Source organism: Brevibacillus sp. HB1.4B, assembly GCF_013284285.1.
Taxonomy (GTDB): Bacteria; Bacillota; Bacilli; order Brevibacillales; family Brevibacillaceae; genus Brevibacillus; species Brevibacillus porteri.
In genome coordinates, this window is record NZ_JABSUT010000019.1 from 18,546 (window position 1) to 37,831 (window position 19,286).

Below are 19,286 nucleotides of genomic sequence, written 5' to 3' on the forward strand. Positions count from 1 at the left end.
ATGTCAAAACGAAAAGCCAAGCAGCTGTTGATCGTAGATGGATACAATATCATCGGCGCCTGGCCCGATCTGCGCCTGCTGAAGGATCAAGAGCGGATGGACGAGGCGCGTGATCAGTTGATCGCAAAAATGGCAGAATACCAGAGCTACACAGGGACGAAGGTTATCATCGTTTTCGATGCGTACAACGTTCCTGGCATTGGCCGTCAAATGGAAGACTTCCAGGTTGAAGTCTATTTCACGAAGAAAAAGGAGACGGCTGACGAAAAAATAGAGCAGTTAGTCTCCGAATTTCACAATAAAAATCGACAAATTTATGTGGCAACTTCTGACTATACGTCACAACGTGTCATATTTGGGCAGGGAGCTTTGCGCAAATCTGCCCGGGAGTTGTTGCTCGATATGGAAAATGCGGGGAAAGAAATCAAGAAACAAGTCGAAAAAACGCAAGAAGACGGCTTCTCCAGGCGGATTACGCTGAATGATGAAATAGCGAAAATATTCGAAAAATGGAGAAGGGAATAACTTGGATTCGGTTGACGCTTTTTTACGGCATCATGTATAATAGCGCTATCTATTGGAGAAACCGGTTGGCGGAGGGATCATTTGTGAGTGTTGACCTCAAGGAGTTAAAACATGCCCAATATGAACTAATGACCGACGAAGAAGTAGTCGACCTGGTTCGCGATAATGACGCCGAAGCTTTGGAGTATTTGATCAACAAATACAAAAACTTCGTTCGTGCCAAAGCGAGATCCTATTTTCTTATTGGGGCTGACCGCGAAGACATCGTGCAGGAAGGGATGATCGGACTGTACAAGTCTATTCGCGACTTCCGAGGAGACAAGCTCACGTCGTTCAAAGCATTTGCCGAGTTGTGTATTACCCGTCAGATCATTACCGCGATCAAGACGGCGACACGCCAAAAGCACATCCCGCTCAATTCTTACGTGTCACTGGACAAGCCTATCTACGATGAAGATTCTGACCGCACGTTACTCGATGTGATCTCGGGAACAAAAGTGACCGATCCAGAGGAATTGTTTATCAATCGGGAAGAGTTCGATGATATCGAGGGCAAAATGAGTGAAATCTTGAGTGATTTGGAGCGCCAGGTTCTTATGCTCTATTTGGATGGACGATCCTATCAGCAGATTGCCGTCGAGCTGAAGCGTCACGTCAAGTCTATTGATAATGCATTGCAGCGAGTAAAGCGCAAGCTAGAGCGCTATTTGGAAGGAAGAGAGATTCATCTGTAGAGAATCTCTCTTTTTATTTTGGAAGCAAAAGGACTTCTTCTTGTCAAGTCATTTTGTTTGACATGGGTATTTCGGTATGATAAATTTATTTAGGTAGCCATAGACTCTTATCTCTCTGTTCTATGGTTACTTAGGTGAATGAAATGGTCTGGAAAAAGTAGCGGTTTTCCCGTACTATTTATCATCGGGGTACTTTTAACTAATAGCAGGTTTGAAATGAGATGGAGGTGGCAATAAATGCGAGTAAACATCACGTTGGCGTGCACCGAGTGTGGCGAGCGTAACTATATCTCCACGAAGAACAAGCGCACCACTACTGAACGTGTTGAACTGAAAAAGTATTGCTCCCGTGACAAGAAGCAAACCCTTCATCGCGAGACGAAGTAATGGTTGATGCGACGAAGTCAGGGGGTGGCAAAGTGGGTTTTTTATCACGAATCGGAGCCAGTTTTCGCCGTACCGGTGGTTTTTTTAGTGACGTAATGTCCGAACTAAAGAAAGTCCGTTGGCCTAACCGTAAAGAGTTGACAACCTATACGCTTGTTGTACTCGTTACGGTTGTGCTCCTGGCAATATTCTTCTTCGTCGTTGATTTGGGTATCTCGCGCTTGATCGATTTGATTCTAGGAACGTAATTATGCAAGTCTTAGGAGGGACGGACGGTTATCGTCCTGTTGGATATGGAAAAAGCATGGTATGTACTTCATACGTACTCAGGTTACGAAAACAAGGTTAAAACAAATCTGGAGAAGCGGCTCGAGTCGATGGGCATGGAAGACAAGATCTTTCGCGTTCTTGTTCCCACTGAAGAAGAGGTGGAAACCAAGGATGGTAAGAAGCGCACCGTCACGAAAAAAGTGTTTCCTGGATACGTCCTTGTTGAAATGGTGATGACGGACGACTCTTGGTATGTCGTGCGCAACACTCCTGGGGTTACCGGCTTTGTCGGATCCACGGGCGCCGGCTCTAAGCCGACAGCGCTGCGTCCTGAAGAGGCCGATACGATTCTCAAGCAAATGGGAATCGAAATTCCCAAGATCAGAGTCGATTATGCTCTCCGCGATATGGTGCGCGTCATAGATGGTCCATTTTCCAATCGCACCGGGGAGATTATCGAGATTCACCCGGACAGGCAGAAGGTTCGCGTATTGGTGGACATCTTCGGTCGCGAAACACCGGTAGAGCTAGACTTTACACAAGTTCAAAAATTGGATTAGGATTCAACTTGAAAAGTATCGCGCTATGTGGTACATTTCATTTTGTTTTAACAATCCCACAACATTAATTGGGGTTTCTTGCACTCTCACTATAGATCGAAAGTCTTTTACATAGAGACTTTCAAAAAACGGTGGGAGGGGGCATTCCCCCGTAATAACCACATGTGAAGTAAGGAGGTGTGTTACGTGGCTAAGAAGGTTATCCGCGTAATTAAATTACAAATCCCAGCAGGTAAAGCGAATCCTGCACCTCCAGTAGGTCCGGCTCTCGGTCAAGCTGGTGTAAACATCATGGGATTCTGTAAAGAATTCAATGCTCGCACTGAAAGCGAAGTAGGTATGATCATCCCGGTGGAAATCACCGTGTTTGAAGACCGTTCTTTCACTTTTATCACAAAAACTCCTCCAGCTGCAGTTCTGTTGAAGAAAGCTGCTGGTATCGAGTCTGGTTCTGGCGTACCAAACAAAACAAAGGTCGCTACGCTGAAGCGTGATAAAGTTCGTGAAATCGCAGAACTGAAGCGTCCTGACCTGAATGCTGCATCCGTAGAAGCGGCTATGCGCATGGTAGAAGGTACAGCTCGTTCTATGGGTATCGTAATCGAAGACTAATTGTCTTGAGTGCAAGGGGGCACAGACGTTGTGCCCCCCTGTCTGTGGGAGGATCAACCGCTACGACCACATTGAAGGGAGATTTAATCATGGCGAAAAAAGGTAAGAAATATCAAGAGGCTGTAAAGCTCGTTGATAAAAACAAAGTATACGAAGTAGCAGAAGGTATTGAGCTGGTTAAAAAAGCAGCTACTGCTAAGTTCGATGAAACTGTTGAAGCAGCTTTCCGTTTGGGTGTAGACCCTAAGCGTGCTGACCAACAAATCCGTGGCGCTGTTGTATTGCCACATGGTACTGGTAAAGTACAACGTGTTCTCGTATTCGCTAAAGGCGAAAAAGCAAAAGATGCAGAAGCAGCTGGCGCAGACTTCGTAGGCGATGCAGACATGATCGCGAAAATTCAAGGTGGCTGGTTCGACTTTGACGTTGTAGTAGCTACTCCTGACATGATGGGTGAAGTAGGTAAATTGGGTCGTGTACTCGGTCCAAAAGGCCTGATGCCAAACCCTAAGACCGGTACTGTTACTTTCGATGTAACAAAAGCGGTTAACGAAATCAAAGCAGGTAAAATTGAGTACCGCGTAGACAAAGCAGGTAACATCCACGCTCCGATCGGTAAAGCATCCTTCGATGCTGACAAGCTGGCTGACAACCTGGCTGCTCTGACTGACGCACTGAACCGTGCGAAACCAGCTGCAGCAAAAGGTGTTTACATGAGAAATGTAACCCTGAGCTCCACTATGGGCCCTGGTGTACGTGTAGCTGTAAAATAATGACACTTGACTTCCTTTATGGGAGTTGTTAAGATAGTCCCTGTTGATGAAAAGAATATGCCGTAGACAGAAGGCGCGGTGCTTGTGAGAGTAACGCTTAATATCCCTCCGAGGCGTGTAATGTACGAATGAGGAAACGCTGTTTTCCTTTGACGATATAGCATTATGCCCTCGTGAGTCTGCGAGGGCATTCTTCATTTTCTAGGATTAGAGCACGGGAGGTGTAATCAATGGCAGAAATTCGTCCAACCGTTATTCGTGAAGAAAAGGTACAAGCGATCAACGAAATCGCAGCTAAGCTTCGCGAAAGCCAAACTACAGTGGTAGCTGACTACCGCGGTCTGACAGTAGCACAAGTAACTGAGCTCCGTAAGCAATTGCGTGAAGCTGGTGTTGAGTTCCAGGTGTTGAAAAACTCCCTGACTCGTTTGGCTACTGAGAAGGAAAGCCTGACTGAACTGGATCAATATCTGACTGGACCAAACGCTCTGGCGTTCTCCAAAGACGATATCATCGCTCCAGCGAAAGTTATCGCTGAATTCGCTAAGAAAAACGATAAGCTGGAAATCAAGGGTGGCGTTATCGAAGGTAAAGTAGTTGATGCTGAGCAAATTAAAGCTCTGGCTTCCCTACCAAACCGCGAAGGTCTCTTGTCCATGCTTCTCTCCGTCCTGCAAGCTCCTATGCGCAACGTTGCATTGGCAGTCAAAGCAGTGGCAGAACAAAAAGAAGGTCAAGGCGCGTAATCGCCTGATCGGCTAATTTCAAAAAAATACTATTCCTTGAATGGAGGATTCACAAATGTCTAAAGACCAAATCTTGGAAGCCATTAAAGGCATGTCCGTTCTCGAACTGAACGATCTGGTAAAAGCAATCGAAGAAGAATTCGGCGTAACTGCTGCTGCTCCTGTAGCTGTAGTTGCTGGTGGCGGAGCAGAAGCTGCTGCTGAGCAAACTGAATTCACTGTTAACCTGGTAAGCGGCGGCGCTTCCAAAATCAACGTAATTAAAGTTGTTCGCGAGCTGACTGGCTTGGGTCTGAAAGAAGCAAAAGACCTGGTAGACAACGCTCCAAAAACACTCAAAGAGGGCGTTTCCAAAGACGAAGCAGAAGCTCTCAAAGCAAAACTCGAAGAAGCTGGCGCACAAGTAGAAGTAAAGTAAGTTAGCTTCCTTTAGGATATCCCCTTGCCTGCGGCAGGGGGATTTTCTATAAGCTTTTGATGATAGAGGTTTTCGTAAACGATGAGGAAGGGTGAATCACACGTGGCAGACCATTACTATACCAATCAACCGGGTGCTGCACATGATGAACAGCAATTTACGTTCAATCTCCGTGGTAATGAACTTCGCTTCATAACGGATGCTGGCGTTTTTTCCCGAGACCGGATTGACTTTGGAAGTGTATTGCTCATCGAGAACATGGAAATCCCCAGTCATGCGCGTGTGCTGGATGTGGGATGCGGGTATGGTCCGATGGGGTTGACGGCTGCCAAGCTTGCTGATCATGGTCGGGTGACGATGATCGACGTGAACGAGCGTGCGGTTAACCTGGCTCGTCGTAATGCAGAAGCAAATGGAATAAAAAATGTTGAGCTTCGAGTGAGTGATGTCTACAGCGGCGTGCAAGGCGAGCAGTTTGATGTCATTCTGACCAATCCGCCGATTCGTGCGGGTAAGGAAATCGTTCATCGCATTTTTGTAGAGGGATACGACCTGTTGGTAGAAGGTGGAGAAATGTGGGTTGTCATTCAGAAGAAGCAAGGAGCCCCATCCGCATTGAAGAAGCTACAGGAAACGTACCGCGAAGTAATAGAAATTGATCGGGAAAAAGGCTATCACATATTCAGGGCAATCAAATAAGCAAGAAGAAATCATTAGAAAAGTTTTCTTGACGTGAATAATTGAATGTGATAGCATTATAAAATGTCAATATGGGATAAATGTCTATTTTTCAGCAATTCCCTGTCTGTCAAGCGTTTCTACTTTTTTCCTGAGATAGGAATGTTTGCGTGAAAACATGGGAATTCTTTTAAAATAGAGTTTCTCTGGGTTAAAAATGGTTGAAACTACTTTAACCCATTTTTATTTTTAGGCATTCGAATGCGACTGAAAGAAGTTGCCGAATGCCGAGTTTCTATGTGTGAAAACACAACCTGAGGGGTGAATAAGTTGGCAGGTAAAGTGATTCAAAGTGGCCGACACCGCCAGCGTCGTACGTATTCACGTATTAACGAAGTGCTGGGCCTTCCAAATCTCATCGAGATTCAACAAAAGTCCTACCAATGGTTCCTTGATGAGGGGCTCCGTGAGATGTTCCAAGACATTTCGCCAATCCAGGACTTCACAGGTAATCTCGTGCTGGAGTTTATCGACTACAGTTTGGGAGAGCCGAAGTACGATGTTGACGAGTCGAAAGAACGTGACGTCACCTATGCGGCGCCTCTGCGTGTGAAGGTACGTTTGTTGAACAAAGAGACGGGAGAAGTGAAGGAACAAGAAGTCTTCATGGGGGATTTCCCGCTCATGACCGAAACGGGAACCTTCATTATTAATGGTGCTGAGCGCGTTATTGTCAGCCAGCTTGTTCGTTCCCCCAGTGTATATTACAACACCAAAGTGGACAAAAACGGCAAGCAGACGTTTACAGCTACAGTAATCCCGAACCGGGGTGCTTGGCTGGAGCTGGAGACCGATGCGAAAGACGTAATTTATGTCCGCATCGACCGTACGCGAAAAATCCCGGTAACGGTTCTTTTGCGTGCGTTGGGCTTTGGTTCTGACATCGAGATTCTCAACTTGCTGGGTGAAGATGAATACATCAAGAACACGCTGGAAAAAGACAATACCGATTCTACGGAAAAAGCGCTCATCGAAATCTACGAGCGTCTTCGTCCGGGCGAGCCGCCAACAGTCGAAAATGCGAAGAGCCTCTTGATCTCTCGTTTCTTCGACCCTAAGCGCTATGACCTGGCTTCTGTTGGTCGTTACAAAATGAACAAGAAGCTTCATCTGAAAAACCGTCTGTACAACCAACGTTTGGCTGAAACATTGATCGATACCACTACAGGTGAAATTTTCGCCGAAGCCGGTCAAATGATTGACCGTCGTGTATTGGAACGCATTGTGCCAGCTCTGGAAGGCAGCATCGGATTTATTGACGTTCGCACGCATGGCGGCGTTCTAGAAGATGAAGCAATCCATTTACAATCTATCAATATTTTCTCTCCGATCGAAGATGGCAAGATCATTAAAGTAATCGGAAACGGAAATGTAGATAAGTCCTTCAAGCATATTACGCCGGCGGATATCGTATCGGCGATCAACTATTTCATGAATCTGCTGCACAGTGTTGGTTCCACAGACGATATCGACCACTTGGGTAACCGTCGTCTGCGATCCGTGGGTGAGCTTCTGCAGAACCAGTTCCGTATCGGTTTGTCCCGTATGGAGCGTGTGGTTCGTGAGCGTATGTCCATCCAGGATCAGAACCAAATTACACCGCAAGCTCTCATTAACATCCGTCCAGTGATTGCATCACTGAAGGAGTTCTTTGGTAGCTCGCAGTTGTCTCAGTTCATGGATCAAACAAACCCATTGGCTGAGCTGACACACAAACGCCGTCTGTCCGCACTCGGACCTGGTGGTTTGACGCGTGAGCGCGCGGGCTTCGAAGTGCGTGACGTTCACCATTCCCACTACGGTCGTATGTGTCCAATTGAGACGCCGGAGGGACCAAACATTGGTTTGATCAACTCCCTGTCTTCCTTTGCACGCATTAACGATTACGGATTCATCGAAACGCCTCGTCGGAAAGTAGATCCGGAAACAGGCTTCGTGTTGACTGATATCAGCTATTTGACGGCTGATGAAGAAGACGTGTTTAACGTGGCACAGGCAAATCAGCCGCTTGATCACGATGGCCGTTTCGTAAACGACATGGTTATCTGCCGTCGTAAAGGTGAGATCTTGAGCGTACCGCGCGACAAGGTAGACTTCATGGACGTTTCGCCAAAGCAGGTTGTATCCGTAGCGACTGCGCTGATTCCGTTCCTCGAGAACGATGACGCCAACCGCGCACTGATGGGTTCAAACATGCAGCGGCAGGCCGTTCCGCTTTTGATTCCACAAGCACCGTTTGTCGGTACTGGTATGGAGCATAAAGCAGCGCAAGACTCCGGCGTGGCGATCGTTGCCAAGAATCCGGGTCAAGTAGAGCGCGTAACGGCTCGCGAAATCTGGATTCGTCGTTACCAAGAAATCGACGGTAGAAAAGTTGCCGGCGATCTCGATAAATACAAAATGCACAAGTTTATCCGTTCCAACCAAGGTACCTGCATCAACCAGCGTCCAATTGTAAGCACTGGAGACTGGATTGAAAAAGGCGATATCATTGGGGACGGCCCATCCACTGAAAAAGGTGAATTGGCTCTCGGTCGTAACGTAATCGTTGCGTTTATGACGTGGGAAGGATACAACTACGAAGACGCGATTCTTCTGAGTGAAAAACTTGTAAAAGATGACGTGTATACGTCTATCCATATTGAAGAATACGAGTCCGAAGCTCGCGACACCAAGCTGGGTCCAGAGGAAATCACTCGCGATATTCCAAACGTCGGGGAAGATGCTCTGAAAAACCTGGACGAACGCGGTATCATCCGTGTTGGTGCGGAGATTCAGGACGGCGACATTCTCGTTGGCAAGGTTACTCCTAAAGGGGTTACTGAGCTGACAGCAGAAGAACGCCTCTTGCATGCCATCTTCGGTGAAAAGGCTCGTGAAGTTCGTGATACATCCCTGCGCGTACCGCATGGTGGGTCCGGTATCATCGTAGACGTAAAAGTATTTACGCGTGAGAATGGCGACGAATTGCCACCAGGCGTAAACCAACTCGTTCGCGTTTACATCGCCCAAAAACGGAAAATCTCCGTGGGTGACAAAATGGCCGGTCGACATGGTAACAAAGGGGTTATCGCCCGCATCATGGCGGAAGAAGATATGCCGTTCCTGCCAGATGGCTCTCCAGTAGAGATCGTACTCAACCCGTTGGGCGTACCTTCGCGTATGAACATCGGTCAGGTATTGGAGACTCACTTAGGTATGGCAGCGAAGCTTCTGGGTATCCACGTAGCAACGCCGGTATTCGACGGTGCACGTCAGGCAGAAGTATTCGAAACGTTGGAAGAAGCAGGTCTGGATCGTGACGGAAAAACGATCTTGTTTGATGGTCGTACAGGTGAACCATTTGACCGCCGTGTAACAGTTGGTTGTGTATACATGCTGAAACTGGCTCACTTGGTCGATGATAAAATCCATGCTCGTTCTACAGGTCCTTACTCTCTTGTTACGCAACAGCCATTGGGTGGTAAAGCTCAATTTGGTGGTCAGCGTTTTGGGGAGATGGAGGTTTGGGCATTGGAGGCATACGGTGCTGCCTACACCTTGCAAGAAATCCTCACTGTCAAGTCGGATGACGTCGTGGGCCGCGTGAAAACGTACGAAGCGATCGTTAAGGGCGAAAACGTTCCAGAACCAGGTGTTCCAGAGTCCTTCAAGGTATTGATCAAGGAACTCCAGAGCTTGGGTATGGACGTGAAGATTCTGTCCGGTGATGAGCAGGAGATTGAAATGCGTGAAATGGAAGACGAGGATGAAGGTAACGGTGAAAAACTGAACCTCGTTCTCGAAGGCGGAAGCTTGAACGAAGAGTAAGATTCCGGTACCAAGGGAGGTAACGCCCTGTGATTGACGTGAACAACTTCGAATATATGAAGATCGGCTTGGCTTCCCCCGATAAGATCCGTTCGTGGTCTTTCGGGGAAGTAAAGAAGCCAGAGACGATCAACTACCGCACACTGAAACCGGAAAAAGACGGCTTGTTCTGCGAACGCATCTTTGGACCAACCAAGGACTGGGAATGCCATTGCGGTAAATACAAGCGTGTTCGTTATAAAGGTGTAGTGTGCGACCGTTGTGGCGTGGAAGTGACCCGCGCCAAAGTACGGCGTGAGCGTATGGGGCACATTGAGCTGGCTGCCCCAGTTTCTCACATCTGGTACTTCAAAGGGATTCCAAGCCGTATGGGCTTGGTGCTCGACATGTCCCCTCGTTCCTTGGAGGAAGTTATCTACTTTGCTTCTTACGTAGTAACCGATCCGGGTGACACTCCTCTCGATAAAAAGCAATTGCTCTCCGAAAAAGAGTATCGCAACTATCGTGAGAAATACGGCCACTCCTTCCAAGCGATGATGGGAGCAGAAGCGATTAAGCGCCTGCTTGCTGAAATCGATCTGGATAAAGATGTGGAAACGTTAAAAGAAGATTTGAAAACGGCACAAGGACAGCGTCGCAACCGTGCGATCAAGCGCCTGGAAGTGCTCGAGGCGTTCCGCAACTCCGGTAACCACCCGGATTGGATGGTTCTCGACGTACTGCCGGTTATCCCGCCGGAGCTTCGTCCAATGGTTCAGTTGGATGGTGGACGTTTTGCCACTTCCGACTTGAATGACCTGTATCGCCGTGTAATCAACCGTAATAACCGTCTGAAGCGCCTGCTCGAACTGGGTGCTCCTGACATTATCGTACAAAACGAGAAACGCATGCTGCAGGAAGCAGTAGACGCGCTCATCGACAACGGTCGTCGTGGACGTCCGGTAACAGGACCAGGTAACCGTCCTTTGAAATCTCTCAGCCACATGCTGAAAGGTAAACAAGGTCGTTTCCGTCAAAACCTGCTCGGTAAGCGTGTTGACTACTCCGGTCGTTCCGTTATCGTTGTAGGACCTAACCTGAAGATGTATCAGTGCGGTTTGCCAAAAGAAATGGCGCTGGAGCTCTTCAAGCCGTTCGTGATGAAAGAGCTGGTTTCCAAAGGCCTCGCTCACAACATCAAGAGCGCAAAGCGCAAGGTTGAGCGCGTTCAGCCAGAAGTTTGGGACGTTCTCGAAGACGTTATTCGCGAGCACCCGGTACTGTTGAACCGTGCCCCCACCTTGCACCGTCTGGGTATCCAGGCTTTCGAACCAGTTCTGGTTGAAGGTCGTGCGATCCGTCTGCATCCGCTCGTTTGTACAGCGTACAACGCGGACTTCGACGGTGACCAAATGGCGGTTCACGTTCCGTTGTCTGCTGAGGCACAGGCGGAAGCCCGTATTCTCATGCTGGCAGCGCAAAACATCTTGAACCCGAAAGACGGTAAGCCGGTAGTAACACCATCCCAGGATATGGTGCTTGGTTCCTACTACCTGACGCTGGAACGCGAAGGCGACAAAGGCGAGGGTACGATTTATCGCGATCCTCACGATGCGATTGCCGCTTATCAGCAAGGCTTTATCAGCCTGCATACGCGCATCGCTCTGCCAGCGAAACGCCTGAACAAAACCAGCTTTACTGAGCGTCAAGAGAACTCGCTGATCGTAACGACAGTAGGTAAAGTAATCTTCAACGAAATTTTCCCTGCTGATTTGCCGTTCATCAATGCACCGACTAGGGCTAACCTGCAAACGATGGTTCCAGATGAGTGCTTTGTATTTGATAAAGGTACAAATGTTTCGGAGTTCATTAAAAACCTCCCAGATCCGGGTGCTGTTAAAAAAGGATTCTTGGGAACCATTATTTCCGAGTGCTTCCGTCGCTTCGGTACGATGAAAACATCCATGATCCTCGACAGAATTAAGGAACTGGGCTTCACGTATTCGACGAAAGCAGGTATTACGATTGCCGTAGCGGACATCGCGGTACCAGGAAAGAAAAAAGACATCCTTGATGCGGCAGATGAGAGAGTTGCAACTGTCATGACGCAATTCCGTCGTGGTTTAATTACCGAAGACGAGCGTTACGACCGCGTTATCTCTATCTGGTCCAAGGCCAAGGATGAGGTAACAGAAGTATTGATGAAGTCCATGGATAAGTTCAATGCGATCTTCATGATGGCGAACTCCGGTGCCCGTGGTAACGTATCCCAGATCACTCAGCTGGCTGGTATGCGCGGTCTGATGGCAAACCCATCCGGTCGAATCATCGAGTTGCCGATTAAATCCAACTTCCGTGAGGGTCTGACGGTATTGGAATACTTTATCTCCACGCATGGTGCGCGTAAAGGTCTCGCCGATACAGCGTTGCGTACAGCGGACTCGGGCTACCTGACTCGTCGTCTGGTAGACGTTGCTCAAGACGTGATCGTACGCGAAACCGATTGTGGAACAGATAAAGGTATCCGAGTAACAGCAATCAAGGATGGTAAAGAAGAAATCGAGAAGCTGTCTGACCGTCTGACAGGACGTACTTGCTTCGAGACTTTGCGCCACCCTGAGACGAAAGAAATTATCGTGCACCGCAATGAGGAGATCTCTGAAGAGGTTGCCGAGTATATCGAAAAAGAAGGTATTACTTCCGTATATATCCGTAACGTACTTGCTTGCCGCACCAGCCATGGTGTTTGCAAACTGTGCTACGGACGCAACCTGGCGACAGGTGCCGAGGTGGAAGTGGGAGAAGCGGTTGGTATTATCGCTGCTCAGTCCATTGGTGAGCCGGGTACCCAGCTGACCATGCGTACCTTCCATACCGGTGGGGTTGCGGGAGACGATATTACCCAAGGTTTGCCGCGTATTCAGGAGTTGTTCGAAGCGCGTAATCCAAAAGGGCAAGCAGTCATCTCCGAGATCGATGGTGAAGTCGTCGACATTCGCGAAGGGAAAGATCGTCGCGAAATCGAAGTACGTGGAGAAGCGGAAAATAAAGTGTATGCAGCACCGTATGGCTCTCGCATCAAGGTTTCTGTTGGTGTCAAGCTGAATGCTGGTGATGAGCTCACGGAAGGTTCCGTAGACCCGAAAGAAATGCTCAAAGTTCGTGGCATGCGCGGCGTTTCCAACTACATCTTGCAAGAGGTACAAAAAGTTTACCGTATGCAAGGGGTAGAAATTAACGACAAGCACGTTGAGGTTATGATTCGCCAGATGCTGCGCAAACTGCGCGTCATCGACAGCGGAGATACTGACCTCTTGCCAGGCTCCTATGTAGAGGTACCAGAATTTGAAGTAGCGAACACAAAAGCGCTCATGGAAGGCAGAAGTCCAGCAGTAGGTCGTCCGGTTCTTCTCGGGATCACCAAAGCATCCCTCGAAACCGACTCCTTCCTGTCGGCAGCATCCTTCCAGGAGACGACTCGTGTTCTTACCGATGCAGCGATCAAAGGAAAAGTGGATCGCTTGCTAGGTTTGAAAGAGAACGTTATTATCGGGAAGCTGGTTCCAGCAGGTACCGGTATGTCACGTTACCGCAATGTAAAAGTTGCTAGCCAAGTAGATTACGAAGCAGAGCTGGAAGCAGCGAAGGCTGAGCAAGAAGCAGTTTCTGTAGAGTAATTGCGGGAAAAGCGCCCATCACCAATTGGTGGGCGCTTTCCTAAATAAAAAATATCAAATGGGCGTTGACAACAACTAGCCCACCTGATATTATATTCAAGTGTGCCTGACATCTGTACTTTGGAGGATATGAGAATCATGTCTTATGAAAAAGTCGAGCGGGCCAAGGACTTGACAATCGGCATTAAGCAGACGATTAAAGCTGTTGAAAGCCAACAGGTAGAAGCAGTGTATATCGCTGTCGATGCAGATAAGCGTTTGACCCAAAAAGTCGAGCTCCTTTGCAAAGAGAAGGGTGTTCCAGTCATCCATGTAGATTCCATGCGTCGTCTAGGCAAAGCGTGCGGAATTGAAGTGGGAGCAGCTACTGCTGCGATTAAAAAAAGTGGTTGACGATGTTTTTGTCTGTGGTTACACGTTGCGTAATACTGGACAAGGACTTTCTATTTGACCTAAAAATGACTCACCTGGATCTGTGGTCTTGAAGATTGGGTATTAAGAAGGGAGGTAACATCATGCCTACAATTAACCAATTGGTGCGTAAAGGTCGCGAGGATAAGGTTGTGAAGTCGAAGTCCCCAGCTCTTCAAAAGGGGTACAACAGCTTCAAGAAAAGCCAAACCAACCAAAGCTCTCCTCAAAAACGTGGTGTTTGCACTCGTGTAGGTACCATGACTCCGAAAAAACCGAACTCCGCGTTGCGTAAATACGCTCGTGTGCGTTTGACAAACGGAATCGAGGTAACAGCTTACATCGGTGGTATTGGCCACAACCTGCAAGAACATAGCGTCGTGCTGGTGCGCGGCGGTCGTGTAAAAGACTTGCCAGGGGTACGCTACCATATCGTTCGTGGTGCACTTGACACTGCTGGTGTGAACAACCGTAAACAAGGTCGTTCCAAGTACGGTACTAAGCGTCCGAAGCCAGGTCAAGCAGCAGCTGCAGCGAAAAAGAAATAAGACAAACGCCTGTGAAGTGGCGTGACTTTATATCGAAAAGAAGGAGGGAATACGATGCCTCGTAAAGGTCCTGTAACCCGTCGTGACGTGCTGCCAGATCCTATTCACAACAGCAAGTTGGTTACTCGCTTGATTAACCGCCTGATGTTGGATGGTAAGCGTGGTGTAGCTCAGAACATTCTCTACAACGCATTTGACATCATCCAGGAGCGCACAGGTCGCAACCCGATGGAAGTGTTTGAAGAAGCACTGAAAAACGTAATGCCAGTACTGGAAGTTAAAGCTCGCCGTGTAGGTGGTGCTAACTACCAAGTACCAATCGAAGTAAAACCGGAGCGCCGTACCACTCTTGGTCTGCGTTGGATGGTTAACTACTCCCGTAACCGTGGAGAGAAAACCATGGAACAACGTCTTGCTAACGAGATCATGGACGCTGCTAACAACACCGGTGCAGCAGTTAAAAAGCGTGAAGACACGCACAAGATGGCTGAAGCGAACAAAGCGTTTGCTCACTATCGCTGGTAGGAATTGAATCGGGTGTCCGTATTGGATACCCGTTTATTCTCAAACTCGAGTATGGAAGGAGCATACCTAATGGCTCGCGAGTTCTCTTTGCCGAATACGCGTAATATCGGTATCATGGCTCACATCGATGCTGGTAAGACGACGACTACTGAGCGTATTCTGTTCTACACTGGTCGCGTTCATAAAATTGGTGAGGTGCACGAAGGTGCAGCAACCATGGACTGGATGGAACAAGAGCAAGAGCGTGGTATCACGATCACTTCGGCTGCTACTACTGCTCAATGGGCTGGTCATCGTATCAACATCATCGATACACCAGGCCACGTAGACTTCACTGTAGAAGTTGAGCGCTCCCTGCGCGTTCTTGACGGTGCTGTAACCGTTTTTGACGCAAAAGGTGGCGTTGAGCCACAAACCGAAACCGTATGGCGCCAAGCTGACCGCTATGGCGTACCACGCATGTGCTACATCAACAAAATGGATATCATGGGTGCTAACTTCGATATGTGCTTGGGTCAGATCAAATCTCGCCTGGGTGCAAACCCTGTAGCAATCCAATATCCAATCGGTGCAGAAGATCAATTCAAAGGTATGGTTGACCTGATCGAAATGAAGGCAATCGTATATACCGATGATTTGGGTAAAACTTCTGACTCCGCTGAAATCCCTGCTGACCTGCTCGCTCGTTGCGAAGAACTTCGTATGGCGATGGTTGAGGCAGCTGCGGAACAAGACGAAGAGCTCATGATGAAGTACTTGGAAGGCGAAGAGCTGACCAACGACGAAATCCGTGCTGCTCTGCGTAAGGGTACTATTGAGTGCAAACTGACGCCGGTAATGTGCGGTTCTTCTTACAAGAACAAAGGTGTTCAGCCTATGCTGGACAACGTAGTATCTTACCTGCCGTCTCCAGTAGATATCCCTGCAATTAAAGGTACATTGCCAGACACTGAAGATGAAGTTGATCGTCCAGCTGACGACAACGGTCCGTTCTCTGCTCTTGCGTTCAAGATCATGACTGACCCGTATGTTGGTCGTTTGACATTCTTCCGTGTATACTCCGGTGTACTGAATTCCGGTTCTTACGTTCTCAACTCTACTAAGGGTAAACGTGAGCGTGTAGGCCGTATCCTGCAAATGCACGCAAACCACCGTGAAGAGATCCAAACGGTTTACTCCGGTGACATTGCAGCAGCTGTAGGTTTGAAAGATACAACAACTGGTGATACTCTGTGTGATGAAAAGGCTCCTGTAATCCTCGAGTCTATGGACTTCCCAGAGCCAGTTATCTCTGTTGCGATCGAACCAAAATCCAAAGCAGACCAAGACAAGATGGGTATCGGCCTGTCCAAACTGGCTGAAGAGGATCCAACGTTCAGAACTCGTACAGACGAAGAGACTGGTCAAACTATCATCTCCGGTATGGGTGAACTTCACTTGGAGATCATCGTTGACCGTCTGAAACGCGAATTTAAAGTTGAGTCGAACGTAGGTGCTCCACAGGTTGCTTACCGTGAAACATTCCGTAACGCAGCGAAAGTGGAAGGTAAATTCGTTCGTCAGTCCGGCGGTCGTGGTCAATACGGTCACGTTTGGGTGGAATTTGCTCCACTCGAAGCTGGTCAAGGCTTCCAATTCGAAAACAAAATCGTTGGTGGTGTAGTACCACGCGAATACATCCCTGCTGTTCAAGCGGGTATCGAAGAGTCCATGAAAAATGGTGTTATCGCCGGCTTCCCGCTGGTTGATATCAAAGCTACTATCGTAGACGGTAGCTACCATGATGTTGACTCCAACGAGATGGCATTTAAAGTAGCAGGTTCCCTCGCATTGAAGGAAGCTGCGAAAAAATGTGGCGCAGTACTGCTCGAGCCAATCATGAAAGTAGAAGTTACAATGCCAGAAGAGTACATGGGCGACGTAATGGGCGACCTGAACTCCCGCCGCGGTCGTATCGAAGGTATGGAAGCTCGTGCAAATGCACAAGTAATCCGTGCGATGGTACCACTGTCCGAGATGTTCGGTTACTCCACAATTCTTCGTTCCCGTACCCAAGGCCGTGGCGTTTACTCCATGGTGATCGACCACTACGAAGAAGTACCTAAATTTATCGCTGAAGAGATCATCAAGAAATCTAAAGGCGAATAATTACAGGTTACAGCTTTATCTTGCAATCAGAAAGGTTTACAATATGGAAGGGACAACCATTCGTAAGGTAAACCTTTCTTCAAACCATAAAACCCTTATCTATAAGGAGGCTTTCCTCTCATGGCAAAAGCGAAATTTGAGCGTAATAAACCACACGTTAACATTGGTACTATCGGTCACGTTGACCATGGTAAAACTACCCTGACTGCTGCTATTACAACTGTATTGGCACAGAGCGGTAAAGCACAAGCTATGAACTATGCTGCAATTGACGCTGCTCCAGAAGAAAAAGAGCGCGGTATCACAATCAACACTGCTCACGTTGAGTACGAAACTGACAACCGTCACTATGCTCACGTTGACTGCCCTGGTCACGCTGACTACGTGAAAAACATGATTACTGGTGCTGCTCAAATGGACGGCGCTATCCTGGTTGTATCCGCAGCTGATGGCCCTATGCCACAAACTCGCGAGCACATCCTGCTCTCCAAGCAAGTAGGCGTACCTTACATCGTAGTATTCATGAACAAATGCGACATGGTAGACGATGAAGAGTTGTTGGAACTGGTTGAAATGGAAATCCGTGACCTGTTGTCTCAATATGAGTTCCCAGGTGACGACACTCCAGTAATCAAAGGTTCTGCTAAAGAAGCTTTGGATAACCCAACTGGTGACTGGGCTAAGAAAATTGTTGAGCTGATGGAAGCTGTAGATTCCTACATCCCAACTCCTGAGCGCGCAACTGACAAGCCGTTCCTGATGCCTGTAGAGGACGTGTTCACGATCACTGGTCGTGGTACTGTTGCTACTGGTCGCGTAGAGCGCGGTGTAGTAAAAGTTGGTGACCAAGTTGAGATCATCGGTTTGGCTGAAGAAACAAAAACAACTACTGTAACTGGCGTTGAGATGTTCCGCAAATTGCTGGATTCCGCTCAAGCTGGTGACAACATCGGTGCTCTTCTGCGCGGTGTAGACCGTAACGACATCGAGCGTGGACAATGCTTGGCGAAACCAGGTTCCGTTAAGCCTTACACGAAGTTCAAAGCAGAAGTTTACGTTCTGTCCAAAGAAGAAGGCGGACGTCACACTCCTTTCTTTGCTAACTACCGTCCACAATTCTACTTCCGTACAACTGACGTAACAGGTATCATCCAACTGCCAGAAGGCGTTGAAATGATCATGCCTGGCGACAACACTGAGTTCACTGTAGAACTGATCGCTCCAGTAGCGATGGAACAAGGTACTCGCTTCGCGATCCGCGAAGGTGGCCGTACAGTAGGCGCAGGCGTTGTAGCTTCTATCGACGCTTAGGTTTTACTGATACACAAAACCCGACAACTTTGGTTGTCGGGTTTTTTTATGTGCTTTTATCGAATTTTTAAATAACTCCCATCAAAATCATTCAATTTGCCTCTCGTAGCAATATGCTACAATACCATCAGGATTGGATGGGGGATACTAGAGATGAAAAATAATGAGCGATTATTGTTTCTTATGCTTGCAGGTGTTGTCACGCTGTGGGGATTGAACGTGGTCATGGTCAAATATTTAGCAACGTTCCCTCCATTATATGTCGCCGCTATACGTATGACTGTCGGTGGAATCTGTTTATCGCCACTCATCTTCTTATACAGAAAGAGTTTGCGATTTAGCAAAACAGATTGGTTTTTGTTGGCTGGTGTCGGTGCTAGTTCTATCGCGCTTCATCAAATAACGCTTGCGGCGGGTGTTCAATATACGACAGCAGGAAATGCATCGCTTATTCTTGGATTAAATCCATTGGCAACGGCGCTCTTGGCGATGCTTCTCTTAGGGGAAGGTATGTCGTTGAAAAAAGGGCTTGGCATTGGAATGGGCTTTGCCGGAGTATTGATTGTCGTCATCTCTCAGCACGGTGGCCTTCATATGAATGGCTGGGGAGATGCCATTATGTTTTTCTCCATGCTCATGTATGTAACGGGTGGTTTACTCATACGGAAATTGGTCGTAAGAGGGGTACCGGTACTTTTAATTACGGCTTTATCGCAAATGTTTGGGGTCATTTTCTTGTGGGGAGTTGCATTGACTGTTCAACCAGCTTCCTATTATCTTTCTTTGGATGTTTCTTCCTTCCAGTGGCTTGTGATATTTGCTTCAGGTGCGCTATCAACAGCTCTCGGCTCGATCGGCTGGAATTATGGGATACGTCAGCTGGGAGCGAGTCGAACGGCTGTTTTCCTAAATGGAATGCCAATGGCCAGTTTGGTATTTGCGGCGATATTCCTGGGAGAAAGCCTTCAACTCGTACACTTACTAGCACTGTGTATGATCGTAGGCGGTGTTTATTTGGGATCGCGTAGCTTGGTGGGAGCGAAAGCCACACGGGCGGCAGCAACGCCTGATATAACAACAAAAGCGTAGGACAGTAATTGTCCTACGCTTTTTC

The 19,286-nt window shown here is 48.0% G+C and carries 18 protein-coding genes and 1 other annotated feature; all 18 genes read left to right on the forward strand.

Annotated features, from left to right (window positions below):
* The 18 genes from HP398_RS29210 (at nt 1) to HP398_RS29295 (ending at nt 19,261) form a co-directional block, all read left to right on the forward strand.
* Complete coding sequence (locus HP398_RS29210) at nt 1-525, forward strand: NYN domain-containing protein (RefSeq protein WP_017247035.1); 525 nt, start codon at nt 1-3, stop codon at nt 523-525.
* A gap of 83 nt (nt 526-608) precedes the next feature.
* Nucleotides 609-1,259 (forward strand): RNA polymerase sporulation sigma factor SigH, encoded by a 651-nt coding sequence (sigH, locus tag HP398_RS29215; RefSeq protein WP_005828894.1) that lies wholly within the window; start codon nt 609-611, stop codon nt 1,257-1,259.
* A gap of 237 nt (nt 1,260-1,496) precedes the next feature.
* Nucleotides 1,497-1,646 (forward strand): 50S ribosomal protein L33, encoded by a 150-nt coding sequence (gene rpmG / locus HP398_RS29220; protein WP_003392018.1) that lies wholly within the window; start codon nt 1,497-1,499, stop codon nt 1,644-1,646.
* Nucleotides 1,646-1,894 (forward strand): preprotein translocase subunit SecE, encoded by a 249-nt coding sequence (gene secE, locus HP398_RS29225; protein ID WP_012683970.1) that lies wholly within the window; start codon nt 1,646-1,648, stop codon nt 1,892-1,894. Before rpmG ends, secE begins: the two co-directional genes overlap by 1 nt.
* A gap of 45 nt (nt 1,895-1,939) precedes the next feature.
* Nucleotides 1,940-2,476, forward strand: coding sequence for a transcription termination/antitermination protein NusG (gene nusG / locus HP398_RS29230; protein ID WP_017247036.1), 537 nt, complete (start codon nt 1,940-1,942; stop codon nt 2,474-2,476).
* A gap of 186 nt (nt 2,477-2,662) precedes the next feature.
* The gene (gene rplK, locus HP398_RS29235; RefSeq protein ID WP_005828886.1) at nt 2,663-3,088 is read left to right on the forward strand and encodes a 50S ribosomal protein L11; all 426 of its coding nucleotides are present in this window, start codon (nt 2,663-2,665) and stop codon (nt 3,086-3,088) included.
* Nucleotides 3,089-3,177: 89 nt separating this feature from the next.
* A complete protein-coding gene (gene rplA, locus HP398_RS29240) occupies nt 3,178-3,861 on the forward strand; it encodes a 50S ribosomal protein L1 (RefSeq protein ID WP_017247037.1) in 684 nt (227 codons plus the stop codon).
* A 42-nt stretch (nt 3,862-3,903) separates the two neighbouring features.
* Nucleotides 3,904-4,067 (forward strand) — a sequence feature (ribosomal protein L10 leader region).
* A 24-nt stretch (nt 4,068-4,091) separates the two neighbouring features.
* A complete protein-coding gene (gene rplJ, locus HP398_RS29245; RefSeq protein ID WP_012683973.1) occupies nt 4,092-4,607 on the forward strand; it encodes a 50S ribosomal protein L10 in 516 nt (171 codons plus the stop codon).
* Nucleotides 4,608-4,662: 55 nt separating this feature from the next.
* Nucleotides 4,663-5,025 (forward strand): 50S ribosomal protein L7/L12, encoded by a 363-nt coding sequence (rplL, locus tag HP398_RS29250; protein ID WP_007716218.1) that lies wholly within the window; start codon nt 4,663-4,665, stop codon nt 5,023-5,025.
* A gap of 102 nt (nt 5,026-5,127) precedes the next feature.
* Nucleotides 5,128-5,724 carry a class I SAM-dependent methyltransferase gene (locus tag HP398_RS29255; RefSeq protein WP_017247038.1) on the forward strand — a complete coding sequence of 199 codons (597 nt, stop codon included), beginning with the start codon at nt 5,128-5,130 and terminating at the stop codon, nt 5,722-5,724.
* A gap of 309 nt (nt 5,725-6,033) precedes the next feature.
* Nucleotides 6,034-9,573: a DNA-directed RNA polymerase subunit beta gene (gene rpoB / locus HP398_RS29260; RefSeq protein WP_017247039.1), complete on the forward strand. Its 3,540-nt coding sequence runs from the start codon at nt 6,034-6,036 to the stop codon at nt 9,571-9,573.
* Between the two features lie 29 nt (nt 9,574-9,602).
* Entirely contained in the window at nt 9,603-13,229 is a 3,627-nt protein-coding gene (gene rpoC / locus HP398_RS29265; RefSeq protein WP_017247040.1) for a DNA-directed RNA polymerase subunit beta', read from the forward strand.
* A 138-nt stretch (nt 13,230-13,367) separates the two neighbouring features.
* Nucleotides 13,368-13,622 carry a 50S ribosomal protein L7ae-like protein gene (locus HP398_RS29270; RefSeq protein ID WP_017247041.1) on the forward strand — a complete coding sequence of 85 codons (255 nt, stop codon included), beginning with the start codon at nt 13,368-13,370 and terminating at the stop codon, nt 13,620-13,622.
* 122 nt (nt 13,623-13,744) lie between these two features.
* A complete protein-coding gene (gene rpsL, locus HP398_RS29275; RefSeq protein WP_005828873.1) occupies nt 13,745-14,188 on the forward strand; it encodes a 30S ribosomal protein S12 in 444 nt (147 codons plus the stop codon).
* A gap of 54 nt (nt 14,189-14,242) precedes the next feature.
* A complete protein-coding gene (gene rpsG, locus HP398_RS29280) occupies nt 14,243-14,713 on the forward strand; it encodes a 30S ribosomal protein S7 (RefSeq protein WP_007716226.1) in 471 nt (156 codons plus the stop codon).
* A 69-nt stretch (nt 14,714-14,782) separates the two neighbouring features.
* Nucleotides 14,783-16,861, forward strand: coding sequence for an elongation factor G (fusA, locus tag HP398_RS29285; protein ID WP_017247042.1), 2,079 nt, complete (start codon nt 14,783-14,785; stop codon nt 16,859-16,861).
* Nucleotides 16,862-16,981: 120 nt separating this feature from the next.
* The gene (tuf, locus tag HP398_RS29290; RefSeq protein WP_017247043.1) at nt 16,982-18,172 is read left to right on the forward strand and encodes an elongation factor Tu; all 1,191 of its coding nucleotides are present in this window, start codon (nt 16,982-16,984) and stop codon (nt 18,170-18,172) included.
* Between the two features lie 153 nt (nt 18,173-18,325).
* Nucleotides 18,326-19,261, forward strand: a complete 936-nt coding sequence (locus tag HP398_RS29295) for a DMT family transporter (protein ID WP_017247044.1) — start codon at nt 18,326-18,328, stop codon at nt 19,259-19,261.
* Nucleotides 19,262-19,286 lie beyond the last annotated feature (25 nt).

Coding starts and splice junctions, on each gene's coding strand:
- HP398_RS29210 (WP_017247035.1), top strand. CDS start 1: ATGTCAAAACGAAAAGCCAAGCAGCTGTTGATCGTAGATGGATACAAT.
- rpmG (WP_003392018.1), top strand. CDS start 1,497: ATGCGAGTAAACATCACGTTGGCGTGCACCGAGTGTGGCGAGCGTAAC.
- secE (WP_012683970.1), top strand. CDS start 1,646: ATGGTTGATGCGACGAAGTCAGGGGGTGGCAAAGTGGGTTTTTTATCA.
- nusG (WP_017247036.1), top strand. CDS start 1,940: ATGGAAAAAGCATGGTATGTACTTCATACGTACTCAGGTTACGAAAAC.
- rplA (WP_017247037.1), top strand. CDS start 3,178: ATGGCGAAAAAAGGTAAGAAATATCAAGAGGCTGTAAAGCTCGTTGAT.
- rplJ (WP_012683973.1), top strand. CDS start 4,092: ATGGCAGAAATTCGTCCAACCGTTATTCGTGAAGAAAAGGTACAAGCG.
- rplL (WP_007716218.1), top strand. CDS start 4,663: ATGTCTAAAGACCAAATCTTGGAAGCCATTAAAGGCATGTCCGTTCTC.
- HP398_RS29270 (WP_017247041.1), top strand. CDS start 13,368: ATGTCTTATGAAAAAGTCGAGCGGGCCAAGGACTTGACAATCGGCATT.
- rpsL (WP_005828873.1), top strand. CDS start 13,745: ATGCCTACAATTAACCAATTGGTGCGTAAAGGTCGCGAGGATAAGGTT.
- rpsG (WP_007716226.1), top strand. CDS start 14,243: ATGCCTCGTAAAGGTCCTGTAACCCGTCGTGACGTGCTGCCAGATCCT.
- fusA (WP_017247042.1), top strand. CDS start 14,783: ATGGCTCGCGAGTTCTCTTTGCCGAATACGCGTAATATCGGTATCATG.
- tuf (WP_017247043.1), top strand. CDS start 16,982: ATGGCAAAAGCGAAATTTGAGCGTAATAAACCACACGTTAACATTGGT.
- HP398_RS29295 (WP_017247044.1), top strand. CDS start 18,326: ATGAAAAATAATGAGCGATTATTGTTTCTTATGCTTGCAGGTGTTGTC.